Source organism: Actinomadura craniellae (assembly GCF_003289645.1).
Classification (GTDB): Bacteria; Actinomycetota; Actinomycetes; order Streptosporangiales; family Streptosporangiaceae; genus Actinomadura_D; species Actinomadura_D craniellae.
On record NZ_QLYX01000002.1, the window covers coordinates 243561 to 264932 of the forward strand.

20 protein-coding genes are annotated in these 21372 nt (G+C 71.4%); 16 read left to right on the plus strand and 4 right to left on the minus strand.

Annotated features, from left to right (window positions below):
• Nucleotides 1–288 precede the first annotated feature (288 nt).
• From DPM19_RS35140 to DPM19_RS04800, 5 genes are read left to right on the plus strand one after another with little or no spacing between them, the layout of a single operon-like run.
• Nucleotides 289–444 carry a hypothetical protein gene (locus DPM19_RS35140; protein ID WP_158566697.1) on the plus strand — a complete coding sequence of 52 codons (156 nt, stop codon included), beginning with the start codon at nucleotides 289–291 and terminating at the stop codon, nucleotides 442–444.
• 44 nt (nucleotides 445–488) lie between these two features.
• On the plus strand, nucleotides 489–3311 hold the full coding sequence (locus tag DPM19_RS04785; protein WP_111863556.1) for a lantibiotic dehydratase: 2823 nt from the start codon (nucleotides 489–491) through the stop codon (nucleotides 3309–3311).
• Nucleotides 3308–4636: a lanthionine synthetase C family protein gene (locus tag DPM19_RS04790; RefSeq protein WP_111863557.1), complete on the plus strand. Its 1329-nt coding sequence runs from the start codon at nucleotides 3308–3310 to the stop codon at nucleotides 4634–4636. The genes DPM19_RS04785 and DPM19_RS04790 overlap by 4 nt, the downstream gene beginning before the upstream one ends.
• Nucleotides 4633–5859 (plus strand): methyltransferase, FxLD system, encoded by a 1227-nt coding sequence (gene fxlM, locus DPM19_RS04795; protein WP_111863558.1) that lies wholly within the window; start codon nucleotides 4633–4635, stop codon nucleotides 5857–5859. The genes DPM19_RS04790 and fxlM overlap by 4 nt, the downstream gene beginning before the upstream one ends.
• Nucleotides 5856–6995, plus strand: a complete 1140-nt coding sequence (locus DPM19_RS04800; RefSeq protein WP_111863559.1) for a hypothetical protein — start codon at nucleotides 5856–5858, stop codon at nucleotides 6993–6995. Before fxlM ends, DPM19_RS04800 begins: the two co-directional genes overlap by 4 nt.
• Nucleotides 6996–7039: 44 nt before the next feature.
• Here the strand turns inward: DPM19_RS04800 and asnB are convergent, their stop codons facing one another.
• Nucleotides 7040–8950: an asparagine synthase (glutamine-hydrolyzing) gene (gene asnB, locus DPM19_RS04805; protein ID WP_325050195.1), complete on the minus strand. Its 1911-nt coding sequence runs from the start codon at nucleotides 8948–8950 to the stop codon at nucleotides 7040–7042.
• Between the two features lie 75 nt (nucleotides 8951–9025).
• Here asnB and DPM19_RS04810 point away from each other — a divergent pair, with 75 nt between their 5' ends.
• The 4 genes from DPM19_RS04810 (at nucleotide 9026) to DPM19_RS04825 (ending at nucleotide 12374) form a co-directional block, all read left to right on the plus strand.
• A complete protein-coding gene (locus DPM19_RS04810) occupies nucleotides 9026–9463 on the plus strand; it encodes a DUF3237 domain-containing protein (protein ID WP_158566698.1) in 438 nt (145 codons plus the stop codon).
• Nucleotides 9464–9586: 123 nt separating this feature from the next.
• Nucleotides 9587–10009, plus strand: coding sequence for a peptidase inhibitor family I36 protein (locus DPM19_RS04815; RefSeq protein ID WP_158566699.1), 423 nt, complete (start codon nucleotides 9587–9589; stop codon nucleotides 10007–10009).
• 13 nt (nucleotides 10010–10022) lie between these two features.
• Nucleotides 10023–10901: a hypothetical protein gene (locus tag DPM19_RS04820; protein WP_111863563.1), complete on the plus strand. Its 879-nt coding sequence runs from the start codon at nucleotides 10023–10025 to the stop codon at nucleotides 10899–10901.
• Nucleotides 10902–11414: 513 nt separating this feature from the next.
• The gene (locus DPM19_RS04825; RefSeq protein ID WP_158566700.1) at nucleotides 11415–12374 is read left to right on the plus strand and encodes a DUF3068 domain-containing protein; all 960 of its coding nucleotides are present in this window, start codon (nucleotides 11415–11417) and stop codon (nucleotides 12372–12374) included.
• A gap of 149 nt (nucleotides 12375–12523) precedes the next feature.
• On the opposite strand, the gene DPM19_RS04830 is transcribed toward DPM19_RS04825, so the two are convergent.
• Nucleotides 12524–13273 carry an SDR family oxidoreductase gene (locus DPM19_RS04830; protein WP_111863565.1) on the minus strand — a complete coding sequence of 250 codons (750 nt, stop codon included), beginning with the start codon at nucleotides 13271–13273 and terminating at the stop codon, nucleotides 12524–12526.
• A 103-nt stretch (nucleotides 13274–13376) separates the two neighbouring features.
• Between DPM19_RS04830 and DPM19_RS04835 the strand changes: the two genes are divergently transcribed.
• Nucleotides 13377–14459 (plus strand): TIGR03857 family LLM class F420-dependent oxidoreductase, encoded by a 1083-nt coding sequence (locus tag DPM19_RS04835; RefSeq protein ID WP_111863566.1) that lies wholly within the window; start codon nucleotides 13377–13379, stop codon nucleotides 14457–14459.
• Nucleotides 14456–15496 carry a phosphotransferase family protein gene (locus tag DPM19_RS04840; protein WP_111863567.1) on the plus strand — a complete coding sequence of 347 codons (1041 nt, stop codon included), beginning with the start codon at nucleotides 14456–14458 and terminating at the stop codon, nucleotides 15494–15496. The genes DPM19_RS04835 and DPM19_RS04840 overlap by 4 nt, the downstream gene beginning before the upstream one ends.
• Here DPM19_RS04840 and DPM19_RS04845 read toward each other — a convergent pair.
• Both DPM19_RS04845 and DPM19_RS04850 read right to left on the minus strand, forming a co-directional pair.
• Nucleotides 15479–15973 (minus strand): nitroreductase family deazaflavin-dependent oxidoreductase, encoded by a 495-nt coding sequence (locus tag DPM19_RS04845; protein ID WP_111863568.1) that lies wholly within the window; start codon nucleotides 15971–15973, stop codon nucleotides 15479–15481. The genes DPM19_RS04840 and DPM19_RS04845 overlap by 18 nt on opposite strands.
• Nucleotides 15974–15977: 4 nt before the next feature.
• The gene (locus DPM19_RS04850) at nucleotides 15978–16829 is read right to left on the minus strand and encodes an SDR family NAD(P)-dependent oxidoreductase (RefSeq protein ID WP_111863569.1); all 852 of its coding nucleotides are present in this window, start codon (nucleotides 16827–16829) and stop codon (nucleotides 15978–15980) included.
• A 96-nt stretch (nucleotides 16830–16925) separates the two neighbouring features.
• Between DPM19_RS04850 and DPM19_RS04855 the strand changes: the two genes are divergently transcribed.
• From DPM19_RS04855 to DPM19_RS04875, 5 genes are all read left to right on the plus strand, one after another.
• Nucleotides 16926–17684, plus strand: a complete 759-nt coding sequence (locus DPM19_RS04855; protein ID WP_111863570.1) for an SDR family NAD(P)-dependent oxidoreductase — start codon at nucleotides 16926–16928, stop codon at nucleotides 17682–17684.
• 28 nt (nucleotides 17685–17712) lie between these two features.
• Nucleotides 17713–18534, plus strand: coding sequence for an SDR family oxidoreductase (locus DPM19_RS04860; RefSeq protein WP_111863571.1), 822 nt, complete (start codon nucleotides 17713–17715; stop codon nucleotides 18532–18534).
• A gap of 165 nt (nucleotides 18535–18699) precedes the next feature.
• Complete coding sequence (locus DPM19_RS04865) at nucleotides 18700–19491, plus strand: MlaE family ABC transporter permease (RefSeq protein WP_233509851.1); 792 nt, start codon at nucleotides 18700–18702, stop codon at nucleotides 19489–19491.
• Entirely contained in the window at nucleotides 19491–20354 is an 864-nt protein-coding gene (locus DPM19_RS04870) for an ABC transporter permease (protein WP_111863573.1), read from the plus strand. The genes DPM19_RS04865 and DPM19_RS04870 overlap by 1 nt, the downstream gene beginning before the upstream one ends.
• Nucleotides 20351–21355, plus strand: a complete 1005-nt coding sequence (locus tag DPM19_RS04875) for an MlaD family protein (RefSeq protein WP_111863574.1) — start codon at nucleotides 20351–20353, stop codon at nucleotides 21353–21355. The genes DPM19_RS04870 and DPM19_RS04875 overlap by 4 nt, the downstream gene beginning before the upstream one ends.
• Nucleotides 21356–21372: the final 17 nt, after the last annotated feature.

A 21372-nucleotide genomic window follows, 5' to 3' on the forward strand; every position in this document is an offset into this window, starting at 1 on the left:
CACGAATGGCCACCTCCTCTCGTCTCCTCTAGGCGCCCCCGCTGACACGGTCTTCACTGAGAGCACACTTCCGGTACCGGACCGGAGACCATCTGCACATGGGCCGCGTGGCCTCCCACCGGGAGCTCCGGCGGACTGCGACCGTCAGGCGTCTGCTCCGCATGGGAACCGACGATGACGGGCTCGCAGCGGGGCGTCTTCCCGTGGAGGACTTCGGTCCCCTGGCCGGCGGCGCGCCGGTGAGACCGGAGCAGCACGATCGCCGCGCCGCGAAGAGAGGAAGTGACCATGAAGACCAGCAGCGAGGTCTTGGACGACCTCACCACCGATCTGTTCGACCTCGATGCCCGGACGGTCGCCGACGACCTCCTGGCCGTCGACAGCATCACCGACAACGGCTGCGGCACGCAGCCCGCCTGCCGCTACCCCGACCCGCAGAGCTAACCCCTCCCGATGAGACGGGCCACGGCCCTTAAGGAGAGTGGGCTGTGGCCCGTCCGATCTTCACCGCCCGACCCCGTGCCCTTGCTCGCATTCCTCTTCTCCCTGAACCGGGCCGCGACTGCGTCGGCCCGGCTCATCCGCTGCTGGACGAGGCGATCACTCTGGCCAGTTCCTCGGCCCGCGAGGCGGCCGAACACGGCGAGGTGGGGAGGCTGACCTGGAGGGCCTATCGGATCAGGGCACAGACCCGCACCACCCCGCACGGCGTGTTCGCGGGCGTGACCAAAGCCTCCTTCGCCGCGACCGCGAACCTCCGTATGGGTGCCGATCATGAGACCGTCACCTACCCCGACCCCGGATGGCTGAACAAGCTGGTCAACGAGGTCATCAACGGCCCTGATGGCATGAGCGAGGCCACGGTGACCACCAGCAACCTCATCATCATGCGGGGAGACCGCTACGAGATCGAGCCCGCGATCGACGACGGCGCGGCGCGGACGACGAGCATCCGCGCCACCGAGGTGACCCGGTTCGTCCTTGAAACCTGCCGCGGAGGGAGTCGCGTCACGACGGTCCTGACCGAACTGGCGGCACGGTGGCCTGCCGGCCCGGCACAGCGTTTGCTGCGCGAACTTCTGGACCGGGGCTTCCTGCTCCACGACCTCATCCCCGACGATCCACGCGCCGACCCGCTCGGGCACCTGCTGCACCGGTTACCCCCGGATTCACCCCATCGCCGGCGGCTGGAGCGGCTTCGCGAACTCCTGACCGAGGCCGACCGGCACCGCCCGGGCACCCCGGAACGCCTGACGTTCCTCACCGATGCCCTGGCCAACGCCCGCGACCTCCTGCCGGCCGATCGGACTCTGCGGGTCGACACCGCGGCCGACGCCACCGTGACGCTGCCCGCCCGCATCGCCCACGTAGCCGCAGAGACCGCGAGCGTCCTGTGGCGGATCGGATGGGGCACCGATCCGCTGGACGGCTACCATCAGCGGTTCCTCTCCCGCTACGGCACCGCGCGGGCCGTGCCCCTCCTGGAGCTCCTGGACCCCGTCGTCGGCCTGGGTCCGGTCGAGGAGACGGAGGCGATCGGAGCCGGCGCCGACGACCCCGCCCGGTCCGCTGCGCTGGCCCGGCTCATGACCGACGCCGCGGCCCAGGGGCGGACTGAGATCGTTCTGGACGAGGCGGCCGTGGACCGGCTGACCAACCACCGTCCCGCAAGCGCGCCGCGTACGGCTGAAATCTATCTGCGGCTTCTGGCCGAACCGACGGCGGCTTGCTCGTTCCAGGTCGCGGTGTCCGGAGGATCGCAGGACGCGGGATCGACGAGCGGCCGGTTCTCCCCGCTGCTCGGCGTTGTTCCTGCTCCGCCCGAAAGTGAGGCGGTGGCCGGGGCCGTCGACGCCGAACTCGTGGTCCGTCCCCGGCTGACCTCCCTCGCTTCGGTCGCCACGCAGACCGGGGTCGCGCCCTTCCGGATCCCTGTCGGAGTCCCGCCGCGGCCGGGTGACCTCGATGTGGCGGCGCTGACGGTGTTCTCCGACGGGCACCGGCTCATCGTGTGGTCGCAGGTTCTGGATCGGCCGGTTCGTCCCGTCCTCTACAGCCGGATCGCGTTGCCGCTCCTACCCGCCGCCGCCCAGTTCCTGGTGATGGCCGGGCACTCGGGAGAACGGCCCTGGCACTGCTGGTCCTGGGGAGACCTCAGCGCGCCATTCACCCCCGCCGTCCGCTACCGCGGGGCCTGGCTGACCACCGCTCGCTGGACCCTGCCTCGCCATCTGATCTCGGCGGCGACCAGCGCCGAACAGTGGGAACGCGCACTGGCGTCGTGGCGGGCCACGGTGGTGCCGCATCTTCCCGACGTGGTGGTCACCGACGACTCGGACCGGCAACTGGCCCTGGACCTAGACCGAGCCGACGACCGGGGGCTTCTGCGCCGCTATGTTCGGCGAGGCCTGGCCGCCGTCACCGCACCGCCCGGCATGGCCCGATCCGGAGCGGTGATCCCCGGCCCCGACGGTGACCACCTCCTGGAGTTGGTCGTCTCCCTGGACCGTACCGGCCCGCAGAACAGCCACCCGGGTCGGCCCGCACCGCCGGTTCGCCGCGCGCGAGACGGCCTGTACCTGCCGGGCGGGCCATGGCTGTCGCTGGCGATCCAGGCACCGGCCGCCTGCCACGAACCGATCCTGGCCTCGCTCAGCCGCTGGATTCAGGACACCCCCACCGACTGGGATCGGTGGTTCTGGCTGCGCTACCACGACAGCCGCCGCGGGGAGCACCTGCGGATCCGGTTCCACGGCGACCCGGCCCGGCTGTACGGGGCATTGCTGCCGTCGCTGTCACTGTGGGCAGCCGATCAGCAGGAGCAGCGGCTGACCAGCGGGTTCTGTATCGAACCGTACGAGCAGGAGACCGAACGATACGGCGGACCCGCGGCCGTCACCGCCGCCGAACGATTCTTCGACGCCGACAGCCGTCTCGTCCTGCACCTCCTGTCGACCACCCGGCGGTACGAGCAGCACCTCGCCGCCGCCGCGAACGCCGCTGCCGAGATCGCCCTGCGCGTCGGCGGCGGAACGGTGTTCCTGCACCGGCGTCTCGACCGCGCCGACCACCGCCGCATGAACGCGCTGCGGCACCAGGTCCGCCGGACCGCCCCGGTGTTCGGGGACAGGTGGGAAGCAGCGCTGGACGCCTATGCCGCGGCGCTCTCCCAGCCCGACGAGACGATCGCCTCCGATCTGATCCACATGCACTGCAACCGGCTGACCCCGAGCGATGAATCGCTGGTCCGCGCATCGGCCGCCGACCTGATCGCCTACCGCGCCCACCTCACCGAAGGTTCGTCCCGATGACCGTCACTCCACTCACGACCAGCGTCGTCGATCCCGCAGAGACGGCCCTCGCCATCGCCGATCGACTGATCGACCCTGCCCCGATCATCGCCGCAACCGGGCCCGCCGCGACCTCCCTGTCCCGGGGGCTGGCGGGCACCGCGCTCCTGCATGCCCGGCTATCCCGGCACGACCGGCGGTTCGCGGGCGCGGCCGACGCGCACTGGGCCCGCGCCGCCCGCATGAACATCGAGACCCCGCCCCGGACCGGTGGGGTGTTCAACGGAACCGGAGCTCTGGCCGCTTCCCTCGTCCTCGGCGTCCCCTACCTGCCCGACCCCGGCCGCCATCACGCCTCGATCGGCCGCTCGGTCCGATGGCTGGCCTCCCGGGCCACCGCCATGGCGGCCTGGCAGCGCGACCGGCGGAACGCCGGTGATGCGGGGACTCCGTGGCAGACCTTCGACGTCATCAACGGCCTGGCTGGGATCGGCAGGATTCTCCTGGTCGCCGCCCAGGCAGGCAACCCCGACGCCGAACCGGGCCTGCACGCCGCGCGGGACTCCCTCACAGCCATGATCGAAACCCCGGACGGAACGCGGCCCGGCTGGTGGCGGCCCGCCCCGCAGAACCCCGCCGCGCTCGCCGACCCGCACAACGTCGATGCCGCCAACACCGGCCTCGCTCACGGCATCGCCGGGCCTCTCGCCTTCCTCGCCGCCTGCCAGCTCACCGGCCACGGCTCCATCCGGCACGCGGAGGCGATCCGGGTAGCGTCCGACTGGCTGCTGGCCTGGCGCGACGGCGACAGCTGGCCGCCCCAGATCACCGCCGACGACCTCGCCGCAACCGCCACCGCTCCCAGCGCCCGAGGCCGCCGCGACGCCTGGTGCTACGGAGCCCCCGGCATCGGCATCGCTCTCCACACCGCTGGCCAGGCGCTCGCCGCCCCGGACGTGGTCGGCGTCGGCCGGTCCGCGATCGACGCGCTCGCCGCCCGCCCCGGCCAATGGGATACCGAAGGCGCCACGCTCTGCCACGGGACCGCCGGAGTCCTGCTGTGCGCCGGCGCTGCGGGCAGCACCAGCACCGCGGACACCGCGCTCAGCGAGCTGATCGCACAGTACGACCCGCGGCTTTCGTTCCTCTTCCCCCACTCCGACCACGGGACGGTCACCGACGAGCCCGGTCTCCTGATCGGCGCAGCCGGAATCGCCATGCTCCTCGCCGACATCGCCGACCCCGCGACCCCGGCCACCTGGACCGCGGCCCTGCTCATGCCGCCTGCGACCGGTCCGTTTCGATCCCCGTTCAGCACCACGACCGAAGGTAGGTTCCCACGATGAGCACCGATACCCGAGCCACCGCCGACCAGCTCCACACCGGCCTCGTCGACCTCCTGCTCACCCGAGGAACCGTCACCTCTCCCCAGGTGGAGGCGGCGCTGCGGGCGGTGCCCCGCCACCCCTTCGTCCCGAATACGCCGCTGGGGACGGCCTACGCTCCCGATGACGCCGTCGTGACCAAACGCGACGCCGGTGGCGTGGCGCTCAGCTCGGCCTCCGCGCCCGGAGTCGTCGCCGCGATGCTGGAACAGCTCGACGTCCGGCCCGGAATGCGGATCCTGGAAATCGGCGCGGGTACCGGCTACAACGCCGCCCTGCTCGCCTCTCTCACCGGCCCGACCGGTCACGTCGTCACCGTCGACATCGACTCCGACGTCGTCGCCGGAGCACGCAACGCCTTGGCCGCCACCGGATTCACCCACGTCGAAGTGCTGACCTCCGACGGCGCACAAGGCCACGCACCCGGCGGCCCCTACGACCGGATCATCGTCACCGCCGGAGCCTGGGATCTACCGCCCGCCTGGTGGCAGCAGCTCACCCCCACGGGGAGGCTCGTCGTCCCGCTGCGGATCATCGGCGGCACCAGCCGAGCCATCGCCTTCGACCACGCAGGCGACCACCTCACCAGCCGCTCCATGATCACCTGTGGGTTCCTGGCCATGCGCGGCATCGGCGCCCGAGACGAACCCACGCTCACCCTCGCCGACGGAGTCAGCCTCCTGCTCAGCGAAGGCCGCACCGCCGCGGCCGAACCCATGTCCGACGCTCTCACCCGGGCGTCCACCCGCACCTGGTCCGGAGTGACCCTCCGGTCGGGACAGCCGTTCCAGGAACTCGATCTGTGGCTGGCCACCACCAGCCCCGGCTTCTGCCGCATCATCGCCGCTCCCGATGCCGTCACCAGCGACCTCGCGACCCCCGCCTTCCGGTGGGGCGGCGCAGCCCTCACCAACTCGACCGACTCCTTCGCTTACCTCACGATCCGGTCCGCTGAGCCGGAAGACCCCGACTCCGCAGACGACCGGCCGGTGTTCGAGCTGGGAGTGCGCGCCCACGGACCCCATGGCGACGCCCTGACCCAGGTGCTCCTGAAGCAGATCCAGAGGTGGGACGACGAGCACCGCGACACCACTCCCCGCATCGACGCCTACCTCAAACCCGCCTGGCCCACGGCCGGCACCGTCATCGACAAACCGAACTCCGTGCTGACCGTCACCTGGTGAACCGGATCCCGGCGCTACGTGAGGACATCGCCCGCCGTTTCCCCCTCGTGCCCCGCCCCACGCCTCCCTGCCACCCGTTGGAGGTGCGTGTCCGCCAGGTCGCCGACCTGGCGGACACCGCTACCCACAGCGGATCGGACCAAGCCGCCACCTCCGCGGCCCAGGCCCTCAACTTCGCCGCGCTCATCGCCAGCGACTGTGGCCTGCCCGACCTCGCCCACCAGTTATGCAGCCGCCAGTTCGTGCTCTTCCACGACGCCCGCCCGTTCGACGCCGCTACTGCGAAACTGGCCCTTCAGCCCCTGATCAACCTCGGCCGCCTCCGCACCCGCGACGGCGACGGAGCCGCTGGTCACCACCTGATCAACACGTTGTTCACCGCGGTTCGTCACCAGGCGGCCATCCGCCTCGAAGGCATCTCCGCCGATTTCGACGGCCTCACCCGAACGCCGGACGACCATCGAGAAGTCGTCCGATGGCTGTGGACCGTGCTCCTGACCGACGGGACCCGCGCCCTCGCCCGAGCCGGACACTGGGACCAAGCCCTCCAACACCTTCATGACCACAAGGGCGTCGGTCATGGTCTACTCGACGGCCGCCAGATCGGGATCATCGCCCACCACACCCTCGGCGACACCAGGACTTCCGACGATCTCCTGAACGCCACCCCCACGCCCACTCCGTGGGAAGCCGCCGTCGCGACCACCCTCAAAGCCCTGACCGGCCACGACGTCCCGAACGCGACACTCACGGACAGTTACCTCGCGCTCGATGACCGCTCCCCCCGCCAAGTACTGTTCAGGACCCGGCTCGGCCTCACCATGCTCGACCTCGCCGACGGAGAGCCGGACCGGCGAATGGATCTGGCGATCGAGGCCGACGCGCTCCGGACGAAGGACGCCTACGCCGCGCGAGACATCCTCATCCGCCCCTCCGGCCCGCCTCGGATCTCCCCCTCCGTGCAGAGCACGCTGAGCAGGCTTCTGGACGCCTCCGGACTGGGACGCGGAACCATGCCTCCCAAGCTCCTCAGCCAGATCACCACCACCACGGCGGCAGCCGAAACGTCGCTCGCCGAAGCACTGGTCGCCGATGGCCAAGTTCCGGAGAACGTACAGTCCCGGCCCTGGCAATAGTCGGTCACCGGTGGGTACTCCGTCCCTCTCCATGCGGGCTCGGGTCAGGCGGCGAGTTGGGGGCGGTACTCCTCCAGCCAGGTGTTGAACTGCAGGAAGCCCTCCAGCGTCGAGCGGACGTCGTGGTCGTTGCCGCTCTGCGGGCGTTCCAGCATGGCCCGGACCCGGGAGAGGTCGATCAGCGGGGACGCGGCGACGTGGCCGCTCGCCAGCAGGTGGGTGGCCTCCTCGCGGAGCGCCTTCTCGTAGCCGGGGTCCTGGGTGGAGGGGTAGGGGCTCTTGCGGCGCTCCAGGATCGAGTTCGGGAGCACGTCGGCGGCGGCCGCGCGCAGCAGGCTCTTCTCCCGGCCGTCGAAGGTCTTCATCGCCCAGGGGCTGTTGAAGACGTACTCCACCAGCCGGTGGTCGCAGAACGGCACCCGCACCTCCAGGCCGCTGGCCATGCTCATGCGGTCCTTGCGGTCGAGCAGGAGCTGCACGAACCGGGTGAGGTGGAGGTAGCTGATCTCGCGCATCCGCGCCTCCAGGCCCGTCTCGCCGGGCAGCCGAGGCACCTCGTCCAGCGCCTCGCGGTAGCGCCGGTCCCGGTAGCCGGGGAGGTCCAGTTCGCGCGCGGCGTCGGCGCCGAGGACGTGCTGCAGGCCGGTGAACTGCCCACCCGCCGGGGCGGTGAGCCACGGGAAGGTGCCGGCGTGCACCGCCTCGGGGTCGTGGAACCAGCGGTACCCGCCGAAGACCTCGTCGGCCGACTCGCCCGACAGCGCCACCGTGGACTGCTCCCGGATCGCCTTGAACAGCAGGTACAGCGAGGTGTCCATGTCGCCGATGCCCGCGGGCAGGTCCCGCGACCGCAGCACCGCGTCGCGCACGGCCGGGTCCATCAGCGCGGCGGAGTCCAGGACGATGTCCTCGTGCCGGACGCCGAGGGGCGCCAGATGCCGGGCCAGGTCGTAGACGAACGGGGCGTCGGGTGTGTCGCGCAGTTCATCGGGGCTGAAGTTCTCGGTGTAGCCGACGAAGTCGACGGCGAACGAGCGCAGGTCGCCCTCGCCGTGCTCCCGCAGGGCCCGGGCGGCGAGCGCGGTGACGGTGCTGGAGTCGAGGCCGCCGGACAGCAGCGTGCACAGCGGCACGTCGGAGATCAGCTGGCGTTCGACGATGTCGTCCAGCAGGGCCCGGACGGTGCGGACGGTGGTGTCGAGGTCGTCGGTGTGTTCGCGTGTTTCGAGCTTCCAGTAGCGGTCCTTGGTCAGGCCGCCCCGGCCGATCCTGACGATCCCGCCCGGCCGCACCTCGTGCATGCCGCGGTAGACGGCGTGTTCGGGGGTCTTGACGAAGGTGAGCAGTTCCCGCAGCCCCTCGGCGTCCACCACCGGCCGCGCCAGCGGGTTGGCGAGGATGGCCTTCGGCTCCGACCCGAAGATCACGCCGGCCGGGGTCGGGTAGTAATACAGCGGCTTGATGCCCATCCGGTCGCGGACGAGCAGCAGTTCCTCGGTCCGGGTGTCCCAGATCGCGAAGGCGTACATGCCGTTGAGGTGGGTGGCGAGGTCGGCGCCCCATTCGAGGTAGGCCCGCAGGACGACCTCGGTGTCGCTGCCGGTGCGGAAGGTGTGCCCGCGCGCGGCCAGTTCGGCGCGCAGCTCCCGGAAGTTGTAGACCTCGCCGCTGTAGGTGAGGACGGCGCGCGCCCGGCCCTCCTCGCCGGCGGCCATGGGCTGGCGGCCGCCTTCGATGTCGATGATCGCGAGCCGCCGGTGGCCCAGCGCGCCGTGCGGGGACAGCCACATCCCCTCGTCGTCCGGGCCGCGACACGCCATGGTGGCGGTCATGTCGCGCAGCGTGTCCCAGGCCCCCTGAAGGTCCCGATCGAAGTCGATCCATCCGCAGATTCCGCACATACCGACGCCCCCACGTCTTTGCCGAAATAGGCGTTTTACCTGGTCAACAGCCATCTACCCGGCTCTATGCCCCTGCGTTACGCCCGGATGAGAGGATCCAGACCCCTCGACGATCACAAGGAGAGCGCCATGACCAACCCGCCGCTGGCCCTCGAACCGCTCGCCGAACTCCACGTCCAGATCGGCGCCCCCATCGAGGTCGGGCGCGTTCCCGGCGGCCGGCGGCGCATCATCCCCATCCTCGGGGGCACCGTCACCGGCCGCATCACGGGGACCATCGAGCCCGGCGGCGCGGACTGGAGCCTGCAACGCGACGACGGCACCGCGACCGTCAGCGCCACCTACCCCGTCCGTACCGACGACGGCGCCATCTTGACCATCGCCAACAAGGGCACCATCACCGTCCACGACGGTGCGCCCCTCGGGCTCACCGCCATCGCCGTCGAGGCGCCCGAGGAAGGCCCGTGGGCCCACCTCAACCACACCCCCGTGGTCGGCTCCCTCACCCTGGAGCTCGGCAGCGACCGGCCCGTCCGCCTCGCGTTCTACACGGTCCAGGTCGCCTAGTTGTAAATTTCATTGGCCCGATCCGGCCAACCCCATAAATCCAGAATTTCCTTCACGTTAACCTTTAATACACTTCTATTTTCGACAATTCTCCCGCTGGGTTACGATTCCGAAAGGGGAATAGTGAAAAAAGCCAGGGGGAGTTGGAAAACGAGGGGTGGGGCGGTTGCCGGCGCGACCGCACTGCTGGTCACTGGGCTGATGTTCTCCGCGTCGCCCGCCCAGGCCGACGAGCCGTGCACCGATGGCAACGTCTGCTTGTACTACCTCCCCAGCTACAGAGGGGCGGTCTTCCGGGCCAAGCCTGCGGAAGACGCCTGCTACAGCACCTACGGCAAGGAGTTCTACGGGAACGGTGCAGGGTACGGCACGCCGGTCCGCGACCATACGCTGAGTGTCTGGAACTCCAGCACCTACTTCAAGGCCGGGGTCTGGCCCGAGGGGAACTGCACTGGCCCCTGGGCGATGATGAACCAGTTTTCCGGGATCTGGTCTCTCCAAGGCGCCGTCCAACTGCGGGTCTACTCGCTCAAGCGGTACATCTGACCTGAGAGAACGAATGCCCGCCTTCACCGTTTCCCAGGCCCTGCTCGTGCCGGGCCTGGTTCTGGTGGCCCTGTCGAGCGCGTGCTCGACAGGGCCGCAGCAGGCCACGCCGAGCACGCAGCCTGCTCCCGCCACTCCGGCCGGGCTGTCCGCGGCGGGGCTGCGGCTGCCCGTCCAGGACTACCAGTTGAGCCCTGAGCAGCAGCGCCGGTACGACCAGCGCTACTACGTGCTGGTCCGCGAGTGCGCGCGGCGCAGCGGCGTCGACTTTCCCCTCCCTCCGCAGTCCGCCGCCTATCCCGAAGTTCTCGACCGCCGGTACGGCATCAGCGATAAGACCATCGCCACCCGTTTCGGCTACCGGCTGCCGCCCGACCCGGAAACGGGCTTCAAGGAACCGAATTTCTCCCCCAGCCAACTCGCCGTCATCTTCGGCACCGTCGACCAGCAGCAGCCTCCCTCCGATTACCGGAACGGCGGCTGCGCCGCAGAGGCGTCCCGGACAATCAACGGCGTCCCGGCGGCAGCCCCCACGTTCGAATACCTGAGCCGGGTAGCCGACCGGGTGAACCTGGACGACTTCCGCAAGTCCCGCGCCGATCCCCGGGTGGCCGCAGCCGTGACCCGCTGGTCCCAGTGCATGAAAGGCCGCGGCTACACCGTCCACGACCCCTTGCGCGCAGGCGCGGAAGCGGGGTTTGCCGAAGGCCACGTCTCCCCCGCCGAGACAACCATGGCCCTGGCCGACATCACCTGCAAGGAGCAGACTGCTCTCTTCACCACCTGGCACGACGTCGAATCCCGCTACCAACGCCGGTCCATCAACGCCGACGCCAGTTCCTTCTCCCAGCTCAGGACCAGGCTCCACACCATCCTCGGCAACCTCGTCTGACCTGGCATGGAAGTCTGGCCCCATGGACATCGGGGTTGAGGAAGCAGCCCACGAGACGGGGTGCCGGTTGGATCGGGCCTGGACACCACCCGCCGCTGCACCCGGGCACGTCTCGGTGGTGTCCAGTTTTGACGGTCAGACCCTGGCCGCAGCCGCACCGGATCGTCAACATGGTGATGCGAAGGCGGCGCATCCCCCGTTGCCTGTCAGTTCTTAGGGAGCTGCCCCTTCCGTGGCCGGCGGGCTGTCACCGATGCGCATCACGATTCCGAACAATGTGGCGTTCACACGATGCCGTCCCGGAATCGTCGGTCTAACCTTCCCTCGTGTCGCCGCCCTGCTGGACCCCGCACCCACAGAGGGACTTTTCCGGGATCTCGTCTCCCGGTTCCGGCCACCCTGACCGTTGTGCCGGATACGCCCGGGATCTCGACGTAGGATGTAACGTGTGTCACACTCTCTCGGATATTATATCCAATGGATGTTCGGCCGGAAGGCCGCGGGAGGACAGCAGTGCGACACGTCATCGGCCTGGTCCTGGTCGGACTGGGGGTCTTCCTCCTCGGCACCGGCGCCATGGTCCACTTCCATGTGGCTCCCCAGCTGATCGCCGCGCCGACGGATACCTACAACAAGACCGTGCTGCGGGCCGACAACGCCACCTACTTCGACGTCGGCGCGCTGCAGACGCGCACCGGCGCCACGATCACCGCGACCAACACCGTCCGCGGCGACGTGCGGGCCAGCAACGACGACGTCGCCGTCTGGGACTCCTTCGCCGCCGTGCAGGACCTGAACAACAACGTCCTGGTGGACATGCGCCAGCAGCGGCTGGCCTTCGACCGCCGCTCCGGGGAACTCACCGGCTGCTGCGGCACCCACATCCAGAACCAGCCGCTGAACCGCCCCTCCGGGATCGGGCTGTTCTGGCCGGTCGACGTGGGCAAGCGCGGGTACCAGGTGTTCGACTCGCAGACCAGGCGGGCGTGGCCGGTGACCTTCGCCGGCGAGGAGACCCTCGACGGGGTGCGGACCTACCGGTTCGTCCAGCGCATCCCGCCCACCAAGATCACTGAGCCGGCGCGCACCGTGCCCGGCGGGCTGCTCGGCCTCGGCGCGGGCAGCGGCGACGTGGCCGTCGACCGCTACTACCAGGCGGAGGCCACCTACTGGATCGACCCGCGCACCGGCGCGCCGGTGAACCAGCGGCAGCACACCATCTCGACGCTCCAGGCCCAGCAGGGCCCGGGCCGGCTGGTGGTGGCCGACCTGGACCTGCGGATGACCGACGAGTCGCGCCGCGCCCTGCTGGACAAGTCCGAGGACGGCGCCCGCTCCGCGGGGATGATCAAGACGGTGGTCCCCCTGGTCTGCCTGGTCGCCGGGCTCGTCCTGGTCGTCGGCGGGCTGGTGCTCGCCGCCCGGCCCCGGGGAACGCGCGGCATCAGCCGCCGCGACGCCGCCGAAGCCTGAGCACAGGTGTGAGGCCGGCCCCTGCGGGACTGGGGCCGGCCTCACCCGCTCCGTTCAGCGCGCCGCGCAGCAGCCGTCCCGGACACCGGCGCCGGCCCGGTAGGGGTCGCTCCGGCGATGGCGGGGGCCGTACATGGCGCCGTTCCTTCCTAGAGGCGGACGATGTGGCCGCCGTCGACGGCCAGGATCTGGCCCGTGGTCCAGGCGGCGGCGTCGGAGAGCAGGAACAGCAGGGCACCCACATGGTCCTGCGGCGTGCCCAGCCGCTTGAGCGCGAGGCCCTGCACCATCGGTTCGACGAACTCCTCGGGCACCACGGACCGCGTCGCGGCGGTGTCGGTCGGGCCGGGGGCGATCGCGTTGACCCGGATGTTCATCCAGCCCAGTTCCGCGGCCAGGTTGACGGTCAGGCTGTTGATCGCGGCCTTGGCGATCGAGTAGAAGCCGCCGGCCATCCAGGCGGCGGTGGAGGACTGGTTGACGATCGAGCCGCCGCCGCGCTCGCGCATCGACCGGTGGACGGCGCGGGTGCAGTGCAGCGCCCCGTCCATGTTCACCGACATGAACTTCCGGTAGTAGTCCAGGTCCACCTTCATCAGCGACTCGATCTGCATGCCGCCGTAGATCGCCGCGTTGTTGACCAGGTGGTCGATGCCGCCGAACGCGGCCACCGCGAAGTCGGCCATGGCCAGGGCGCTGTCAGGGTCGGCGACGTCGACCGTCACGGCCAGGGCGGTGCCGCCGGTCGCCTCGATCTCCTTGGCGACCCGCCGGGCCTGCTCCCCGTTGAGGTCGGCGACCACCACCCTGGCGCCCTCGGCGGCCAGGGCCTTGGCGTACGCCTCTCCGATGCCCTGGCCGGCTCCGGTGACGATGGAGACCTTGTCCGCAAAGCGCATGCGCGTTCCCTCGATCCTCGGCCGCTTCCGGCGGGCATTGGCAGCTCGTTAACTTGGCGATAATATACAACATCAAGTTTTCAAAACCAGTGGGAGCGGTCGCGTGGAACACTTTCCGGAGCTGGGCTTCTACGGACTCGCCGGACATTCGGGAACCCCGCGCGACCTGCTGGAACAGGTACGCGAGGGCGAGCGGCTCGGCCTGGGGGCGGTGTTCCTGTCGGAGCGGTTCGCCACCAAGGAGGCCGCCACCCTCTCCGGGGCCGCCGGTGCGGTGAGCGAGCGGCTGGGCGTCGCCACCGCGGCCACCAACCACAACACCCGGCACCCGCTGATCACCGCGACGTTCGCCACCACGATGCACCGGCTCACCGGCGGGCGTTTCGCGCTCGGCCTCGGCCGCGGCTTCGACCCGCTGTTCGACGTGATGGGCCTGCCCCGGGTCACCCAGGCGCAGCTGGAGGACTTCATCGGCATCATGCGCCGGCTCTGGCGGGGCGAGGCGGTCGCCGGCCACGACGGCCCCGCCGGGCGGTTCCCCTACCTGCACCAGGACTCGGGGTTCGACGAGGACATCCCGATCATCCTCACCGCGATGGGCGAGCGCACGCTGGAGTTCGCCGGGCGGGTGGCCGACGGCGTCGTGCTGCACACCTTCTTCACCGACGAGACACTGGCGCGCTCGGTGGCCGCGGTGCGGCGCGGGGCGGAGCAGGCCGGCCGCGACCCCGCGGCGGTCCGCATCTGGTCCGTACTGGCGACCGTCCCCGACCACATCGGCGAGGAGGCCCGGCTGCGCAAGCTGACCGGCCGGCTCGCCACCTACCTCCAGGGGTACGGCGACCTGCTGGTCCGGCTCAACGGCTGGGACCCCGCCGTGCTGGCCCGGTTCCGCGCCGACGACCTGGTCTCCGGCTTCCCCGGCGCGTTCGACGCCGTCGCCACCACCGAGCAACTGGAGCGGGTCGCGGGCCTGCTACCGCCGGAGTGGACGGCCGCCTCGGCCACCGGGTCGCCCGACCGCTGCGCCGCCCGCGTCCTCGACCAGTTCGCCGCGGGCGCCGACGGCGTCATCCTGCACGGGCTCACGCCCGCCGAGGCCGCGCCCGTGCTCCCCGCCTACCGCCGGGTCCGGCCCGCCGGGGCCGCCGCCCACCACCCCAACCCCGGACGGAGCCGCCCGTGAACACCGCCGTCGTCGACGCCCCCGAAGGGCTCACCCCCGAGTGGCTGAGCGAAGTGCTGCACGCCCCGGTCACCGCCGTGACCTGGGAGGCGGTGGGGTCCGGCCAGATCGGCGCGTGTTACCGGCTCCTCCTCGACGGCGGCGCCGGCGCGCCGCGCCGGCTCGTCGCCAAGCTGGCCTGCGCCGACCCCGCTACCCGGACCTTCCTCGGCTCCGCCTACCGCGCCGAGGTGTCCTTCTACCGCGACCTCGTCCCGACCGTGGCGGTGCGCACCCCGACCTGCCACTACGCCGCGCTGGCCGACGACCACACCACCTTCGTGCTGCTGCTGGAGGACCTGCACCCCGCCACGCAGGGCGACCAGCTCGCGGGATGCACCCCGGAGCAGGCCGCCGACGCGGCCGTCAACCTCGCCGGGCTGCACGGGCCGCGGTGGTGCGACCCGACGCTGCCGGAGGTGCCGTGGCTGAGCGTCGTCCAGGAGGCGGACGCCCGGCAGCTCAGCGAGGCCTTCGCGCCCGCCGTGGAGATCTTCATCGAACGGTTCGCCGGCCGGCTCGCCGCCGAGGACGCCCGGACCCTGCGCGAGGTCGCCGACCGCATCGCCGACTGGGTGCTGGCCCGGTCCGACCGGTTCGGCCTGGTGCACGGGGACTACCGGCTGGACAACCTGATCTTCCCGCCCGACGCCGCACCCGGGGTGGTGGCGGTCGACTGGCAGACGCTCAGCATCGGGCACCCGCTGCGGGACCTGGCGTACTTCCTCGGCACCGGCCTGGCGCCCCGCGACCGGGCGGCGCACGAGCGCTCGCTGGTCGCCGCCTACCACACGGCCCTCACCGGCTACGGCGTCACGGGCTACGACGCCGAGGCGTGCTTCGAGGACTACCGGTTCGCCGTCCCCCAGGGGCCGCTGATCACCGTGCTGGGCTGCGCCTACGGGACGCCGACCGAGCGCGGTGACCAGATGTTCCTGGCCATGGCCGCCCGCTCCTGCGCCGCGATCCGCGAGCTCGGCTCACTCGACCTGATCTGAGGGCTCGCAGATGACGACCGGGATCTCCCGGTCGGTCCAGGACTGGTAGTTGTCGAAGTCGGCGTACATCGCGACCAGGCGCGGCCACAGCGCGGCCCGCTCGGCGGCGTCGGCGGTGCGGGCGCGCATCCGCCGGACGTCGCGCCGGACCTGCACGACGATCTGCGGGTCGGCCTGGAGGTTGCGGTACCACAGCGGGTCGCGGGGCATGCCGCCCTGCGAGGCGACGATGACCACCCGGTCGCCGTCGGCCAGGTACAGCAACGGCAGGGTGCGCGGCAGCCCGGTCTTGCGGCCCCGGGTGGTGACCAGGCAGACCGGCACACCCCGGGGGAAGGCGCTGCCGACGCGCCACTTGCCGCCCACCCGGCCGCCGGTGGCCCGGTAGGCGGCGACGTTCAGCCGGGACATCACCCGCATGATCTTCGGCACCAGCGGCGAGTCGAACCCCTTGGGCCGGGGTCGGGTCGTGGTCATCGGATCATCCCCATTCGAAGTCGGGCATGCCGGGCAGCCGGCCCGCGACCAGGCTCTCGGCCTGGGCCGGCAGGCCCGGGGCGTACTCGGGGTGGGTGAGGACGAGGAAGCGGCGTTCCCGGACCGCGTCCACCACCCGGTCGGCCACCTCCCGCGGCGGGATTCCACGTTCCACGGTAGTGGCGATCATCTCGTTCATGAAGGCCGAGTCCTCGCCCGGTTCGGTGGCCAGCGCGGCGGGCCGGACGCGCTCGGACTCGTGGATGCGGGTGGTCACACCGCCGGGGCACAGCGCGGAGACCCCCAGCCGGGTGCCGTCCAGCGCCAGTTCCTGGGCCAGGGAGAGGGTCGCGGCGAAGGCCGCCCACTTGGAGACCGTGTAGGGCGCCGCCCCCGGGCCGACGAAGAGCCCGGCGACCGAGCAGGTGTTGACGACGTGCCCGTCGGCGTCCTGCTCGATCATGCGGGGCACGAAGGCGCGCACGCCGTGCAGGATGCCCCACAGGTTGACCCGCAGGGTCCACTCGAAGTCGGCGGGCGGGCGCGTCCACATCCGCCCGCCCATGAAGACGCCGGCGTTGTTGCACAGCAGGTGCACGGCGCCCAGTTCGGCGAAGGCACGGTCGGCGAACGCGGCGACCGAGCCCTCGTCGCCGACGTCGACGGCCTGGGTCATGACCCTGACCCCGGCGACCCCGGCAGCCCTGGCGGCTTCGGCGGTCTCGGCCAGGGCCGCGGCGTCGATGTCGGCCAGGGCGAGGTCCATCCCCTCGGCGGCCAGCCGGCACGCCAGCGCGCGCCCGATCCCGCCGCCCGCACCGGTCACCACCGCGACCCGACCGCGGAACTCGCGCATGGCCCCTCCCGTCCGTCCGGCCCTGTCGGCACCCTGCGAAGAAAGCTAGTCTGCTCCCGACTATCCAATCAAGTATCAATTATTCAGGAGAATGGGATGGACTCGCGCATCCTCTCCCCGACCACCGGGGTGATCGTCACCGGCGGGGCGTCCGGCATCGGCGCCGCCTGCGCCCGCGCGCTCGCCGCGGCCGGCCGCCCGGTGGCGCTGTGGGACGTCGCCGACGCCACCGGCCCGGCGGAGGAGATCGCCGCCACCGGGGTGCCCGCCCTGGCCGTCCGGATCGACGTCACCGACTCCGCCGCCTTCCCCGCGGCGATCGAGCGCAGCAGGACCGCGCTCGGCTCCCTCGGCGGGCTGGTACACGCCGCCGGCGTCGCCGGCCCCGCGGCGGTGGGCGACCTCGACGAGGCCACGTGGGACGCGGTGCAGCACGTGAACCTGCGCGCCCAGGCCCTGCTCGTCCAGGCGCTGCTGGCCGACCTGCGCGGCCTGCCGGGCTCGGCGGTCGTCGGCGTCTCCTCGATCGAGGCGTTCCTGGGGCAGATGTTCATCCCCGCCTACTGCGCCTCCAAGGCCGGCCTGCTCGGGCTCACCAGGTCACTCGCCCACCTGCTGGCGGCCGACGGCGTGCGGGTGAACGCGGTGTGCCCCGGCTACGTGGACACGCCCATGCTGCGGGGCCTGGCCCCCGCGGAGATGTTCGGCGAATTCGCCGCCAAGGCGCCGGTCGGGCGGCTGGGCCTGCCCGAGGAGGTCGCCGGGGCGGTCCGGTTCCTGCTGAGCGACGAGGCGTCGTTCGTCACCGGCACCCACCTCACGATCGACGGCGGCGCCAGCGCGGTCGACCGCTGAACCAGCAGGCACACACGAAGGGAACCCCATGCGAGAACTGTCGGGAACGGCCGCCCTGGTGACGGGTGGCGGCAGCGGCATCGGCCTGGCCTGCGCGGCCCGGCTGGCCGCGGACGGCGCGGCGGTCACGATCTGCGGCCGGACCGAGGCGCGGCTGCGCGAGGCGGCCGAGCGGATCGGCGGTGACGTCTCCTACACCGTCGCCGACATCACCGACGAGGAACAGATCGCCGCGGCGGTCGCGGCGGCGGCCGGGCGGGGCCCGCTGCGGGCCGTGGTCGCCGCGGCGGGCGGGTCCACCTCGATCGGCCCGGTGGCCATGCTCGACGCCGCGGCCTGGCGGCAGACCCTGGAGCTCAACGCCACGGGCACCATGCTGACCGTCAAACACGCGGCCCCGGCCCTGGTCCGGGCCGGCGGGGGCGCCATCGTCGCGATCTCCTCGGTCGCCGCGGCCACCACCCACCGCTGGTTCGGCGCCTACGGGGTGTCCAAGGCCGCGGTCGACCACCTGGTCCGGCTCGCCGCCGACGAGCTGGGCGGTGCGGGTGTCCGGGTCAACGGCATCCGGCCCGGGCTGGTCCGCACCGAACTGGTGGCCGGCATCACCGACCCGGGGCCGGTGCTCGACGACTACCTGGCCTGCATGCCGGTCGCCCGGGTCGGCGAGCCGGAAGACATCGCGGCCGCCGCGCGGTTCCTGGCCGGGCCCGAGTCGTCCTGGATCACCGGGCAGGTGCTCGACGTCGACGGCGGGCACCACCTGCGCCGCGGGCCCGACTACTCGGCCCTCTTCGAGCCGATGTTCGGCGCCGCGGCACTGCGCGGGCTGCCGTCCGACGAAACGTAAGCAAGGGGTTGCATCGGTGATGTGACCCGCGTTACGGTGCCGAGCGTCTGCCATCAAATATCAGATATTTCATCTGAGTTATTGAGTAGATGTACGAGTTTTGCCGTACCGATGGGAGCAGCCCTGATGTCACCTGTCCTCCCGCCGCGCCCCGGGGGCCGCTGAGTGGCCGGCGTGCCGGCGCTCACCGGCGGCAGGCTGTCCGGCGCGCTCATCAACACCGGTGAGCTGTTCGCCATCGGGCTCGAAGGGCTCCGCCGCACCTGGGACGTCCGCACCTGGTTCTGGGAGTTCGTCGAGCAGTGCGCGTTCCTGGCCCGGGTCACCGCCCTGCCGGTGATCCTGGTGGCCCTCCCGCTGGGCGCCACGGTGGCCCTCCAGGTCGGCGACCTCGCCGGCCAGCTCGGCGCGCAGTCGGCCACCGGCGGCGCCGTCGTGGTCGGCCTCGTCCGCGAGGTGGCGCCCATCGCGGCGGCGCTGATCATCGCCGGGGCCGGCGGCTCGGCGATGACCTCCGACATGGGCGCCCGCCGGATCCGCGACGAGCTGTCGGCCATGGAGGTCATGGCCGTCAACCCGGTCCACCGGCTGGTCACGCCCCGGATGTGGGCGGCCAGCCTGATCTCCATGATGCTGGCGTCGCTGGTCATCCTGTCCGGCGCGGTGGGCGGGTTCGTCTTCAACGTGCTCCTGCAGGGAGTCACCCCCGGCGCTTACTTCGACGGCGCGCTCGGCCTGCTGCGGGTGTCGGACCTGCTGGTGACGCTCGGCAAGGCGTGGCTGTTCGGCATGATCTCGGCGCTGGTCGCGTGCCACATGGGCATGAAGTGCGAGCAGAGCCCCGTGGGGGTGGGGCGCGCGGTCAACAAGGCGACCGTGGTGGCCTTCATGCTCGTCTTCGCCTTCAACTACGTGATCACCACGATCTACTTCGTCGCCTACCCGCCGAAGATCTGATGTTCGCCGACATCCCGCGCAAGACCGCGCTGCACGTCTCCCGAGGTTCCCGCGCCGCCGCCGAGCGGGTGGCCCAGCCGGCGAGCTGGACGGTGTTCGTCGGCGGTGTGCTGCTGTACTCCGTCCGCGACATCATCTTCCGGTTCAAGTACGCCAAGACCGTCGCCCACCAGGTCAGCGACATCGTCGCCGGCGTCGGCGCCACCGTGATCGGCGGCGGCATGGTCTTCGTGATCTTCACGATGTCGCTGTTCCTGGGGACCGAGGTCGGGCTCCAGGTCTACACCGGGCTCCAGGTCATCGGCGCCGAGAGCTTCATGGGCCTGGTCGGCGCGTTCATCAACGTCCGGGAGATCACCCCGGTGATCGCCGCGGTGGCGCTGGCCGCCCAGTGCGGGTCGGCGTTCACCGCCGAACTCGGCGCGATGCGCATCTCCGAGGAGATCGACGCCCTGGAGGTCATGGGCATCAACTCCTTCACCTACCTGATCTGCACCCGGGTCGTCGCCGCCCTGATCGCCCTGGTCCCGCTGTACCTGATCGCCCTGTTCGCCAGCTTCTTCGCCACCCGGTTCATCAGCACCGTCTTCTTCGACCTGGCCCCCGGCGTGTACGACTACTACTTCCACCTGTACCTGCCGATGATCGACCTGGTCTACAGCGCGATCAAGGTCGGTATCTTCGCCTTCGCCGTCATCGCCATCCACTGCTACTACGGCTACTACGCCACCGGCGGGCCGGTCGGCGTCGGCCGGGCCGCCGGGCAGGCCATCCGGCTGTCGATCATCACGATCGTGACGCTCAACCTGCTGCTGTCCTACGTGTTCTGGGGCCAGGGCGGATCGGTGCGGCTGGCCGGATGAACATCGAGGACATGCCGCTGCGCCGGCGGCTCACGATCTCCCTGGCCACGCTGCTCGCGCTCGCCGCGACCGGCTACGCGCTGATCGCCCGGCCGTTCGCCGCCGAGGGCACCCGGCTGGTCGCCGACTTCGGCACCGCCGGCCAGGGGCTGGGCACCAGCTCCCCGGTCAAGATCCGCGGGGTGACGGTCGGCCGGGTCGACGCGATCGACCTGCTGCCCGACGGGCGCGCCCGGGTCACCCTCCGCATCGACCCCGGGACGCACGTTCCCGACTCGGTCAGCGCGACCGTGGAGCCGGAGTCGGTCTTCGGGCCGAAGTTCGTCGGGCTGGCGCCGGGCCCGCGCGAGGCCACCGGCCCCTACCTCGCCGACGGCGCCCGCATCGCCGTCACCGGCGAGTCCGGCGACCTCAACAGCCTGCTGACCGACGCCGACCGCACCCTGGCCGCCATCGACCCGCAGGACGTGGCGGTGATCGTCGACGCGCTCGGGCAGGGACTCGGCGGGCAGGGCCAGCGGCTGCGCGGCATCGTCGACAGCACCGGCACCCTCGTCGAGGTCGCCCACCGGCGCCGCCGGGAGGCCCAGGTGTTCCTCGCGGACCTCGGCGCGCTGGCCGAGCTCCGCGGCGTCGGCCAGAGCGCCGGCGCGGTCACCGGCGACGCCAACGCACTGATCGCCACGGCGTCGGCCGGGCAGAACCGGCTGCGGCGCACGGCCTCGGGTGTCTCCGCCGTCTCGGCGCTGCTCGCCCACGGGCTCGGCAAGCACGGCGGGAACGCGGGCGAGGGCTTCCGCTCCGCCGAGCGGGCCGCCGCGGTGCTGCGCGCCCAACTCGGCATCGGCGGACCCGCCGTGCGGACCCTGACCGAGTTGCTGCCGTACTACCGCGCGGTCGGCTGGGCCCCCGGTCCGGACGGCACCGGCAAGCACATGCTCGCCGTGCAGATCATGCTGCCCACCGACCCGTGCGAACTGCTCATCGGGCTGTGCCCCTGACCCCCCTGGAAGGACCG

What these genes read in the sequence shown, in the direction of transcription:
- fxlM (WP_111863558.1), top strand. Translation starts at nt 4,633, where the DNA reads ATGAGCACCGATACCCGAGCCACCGCCGACCAGCTCCACACCGGCCTC.
- DPM19_RS35140 (WP_158566697.1), top strand. Translation starts at nt 289, where the DNA reads ATGAAGACCAGCAGCGAGGTCTTGGACGACCTCACCACCGATCTGTTC.
- DPM19_RS04810 (WP_158566698.1), top strand. Translation starts at nt 9,026, where the DNA reads ATGACCAACCCGCCGCTGGCCCTCGAACCGCTCGCCGAACTCCACGTC.
- DPM19_RS04870 (WP_111863573.1), top strand. Translation starts at nt 19,491, where the DNA reads ATGTTCGCCGACATCCCGCGCAAGACCGCGCTGCACGTCTCCCGAGGT.
- DPM19_RS04850 (WP_111863569.1), bottom strand. Translation starts at nt 16,829, where the DNA reads ATGCGCGAGTTCCGCGGTCGGGTCGCGGTGGTGACCGGTGCGGGCGGC.
- DPM19_RS04860 (WP_111863571.1), top strand. Translation starts at nt 17,713, where the DNA reads ATGCGAGAACTGTCGGGAACGGCCGCCCTGGTGACGGGTGGCGGCAGC.
- DPM19_RS04855 (WP_111863570.1), top strand. Translation starts at nt 16,926, where the DNA reads ATGGACTCGCGCATCCTCTCCCCGACCACCGGGGTGATCGTCACCGGC.
- asnB (WP_325050195.1), bottom strand. Translation starts at nt 8,950, where the DNA reads ATGGCTGTTGACCAGGTAAAACGCCTATTTCGGCAAAGACGTGGGGGC.
- DPM19_RS04820 (WP_111863563.1), top strand. Translation starts at nt 10,023, where the DNA reads ATGCCCGCCTTCACCGTTTCCCAGGCCCTGCTCGTGCCGGGCCTGGTT.
- DPM19_RS04790 (WP_111863557.1), top strand. Translation starts at nt 3,308, where the DNA reads ATGACCGTCACTCCACTCACGACCAGCGTCGTCGATCCCGCAGAGACG.
- DPM19_RS04845 (WP_111863568.1), bottom strand. Translation starts at nt 15,973, where the DNA reads ATGACCACGACCCGACCCCGGCCCAAGGGGTTCGACTCGCCGCTGGTG.
- DPM19_RS04875 (WP_111863574.1), top strand. Translation starts at nt 20,351, where the DNA reads ATGAACATCGAGGACATGCCGCTGCGCCGGCGGCTCACGATCTCCCTG.
- DPM19_RS04830 (WP_111863565.1), bottom strand. Translation starts at nt 13,273, where the DNA reads ATGCGCTTTGCGGACAAGGTCTCCATCGTCACCGGAGCCGGCCAGGGC.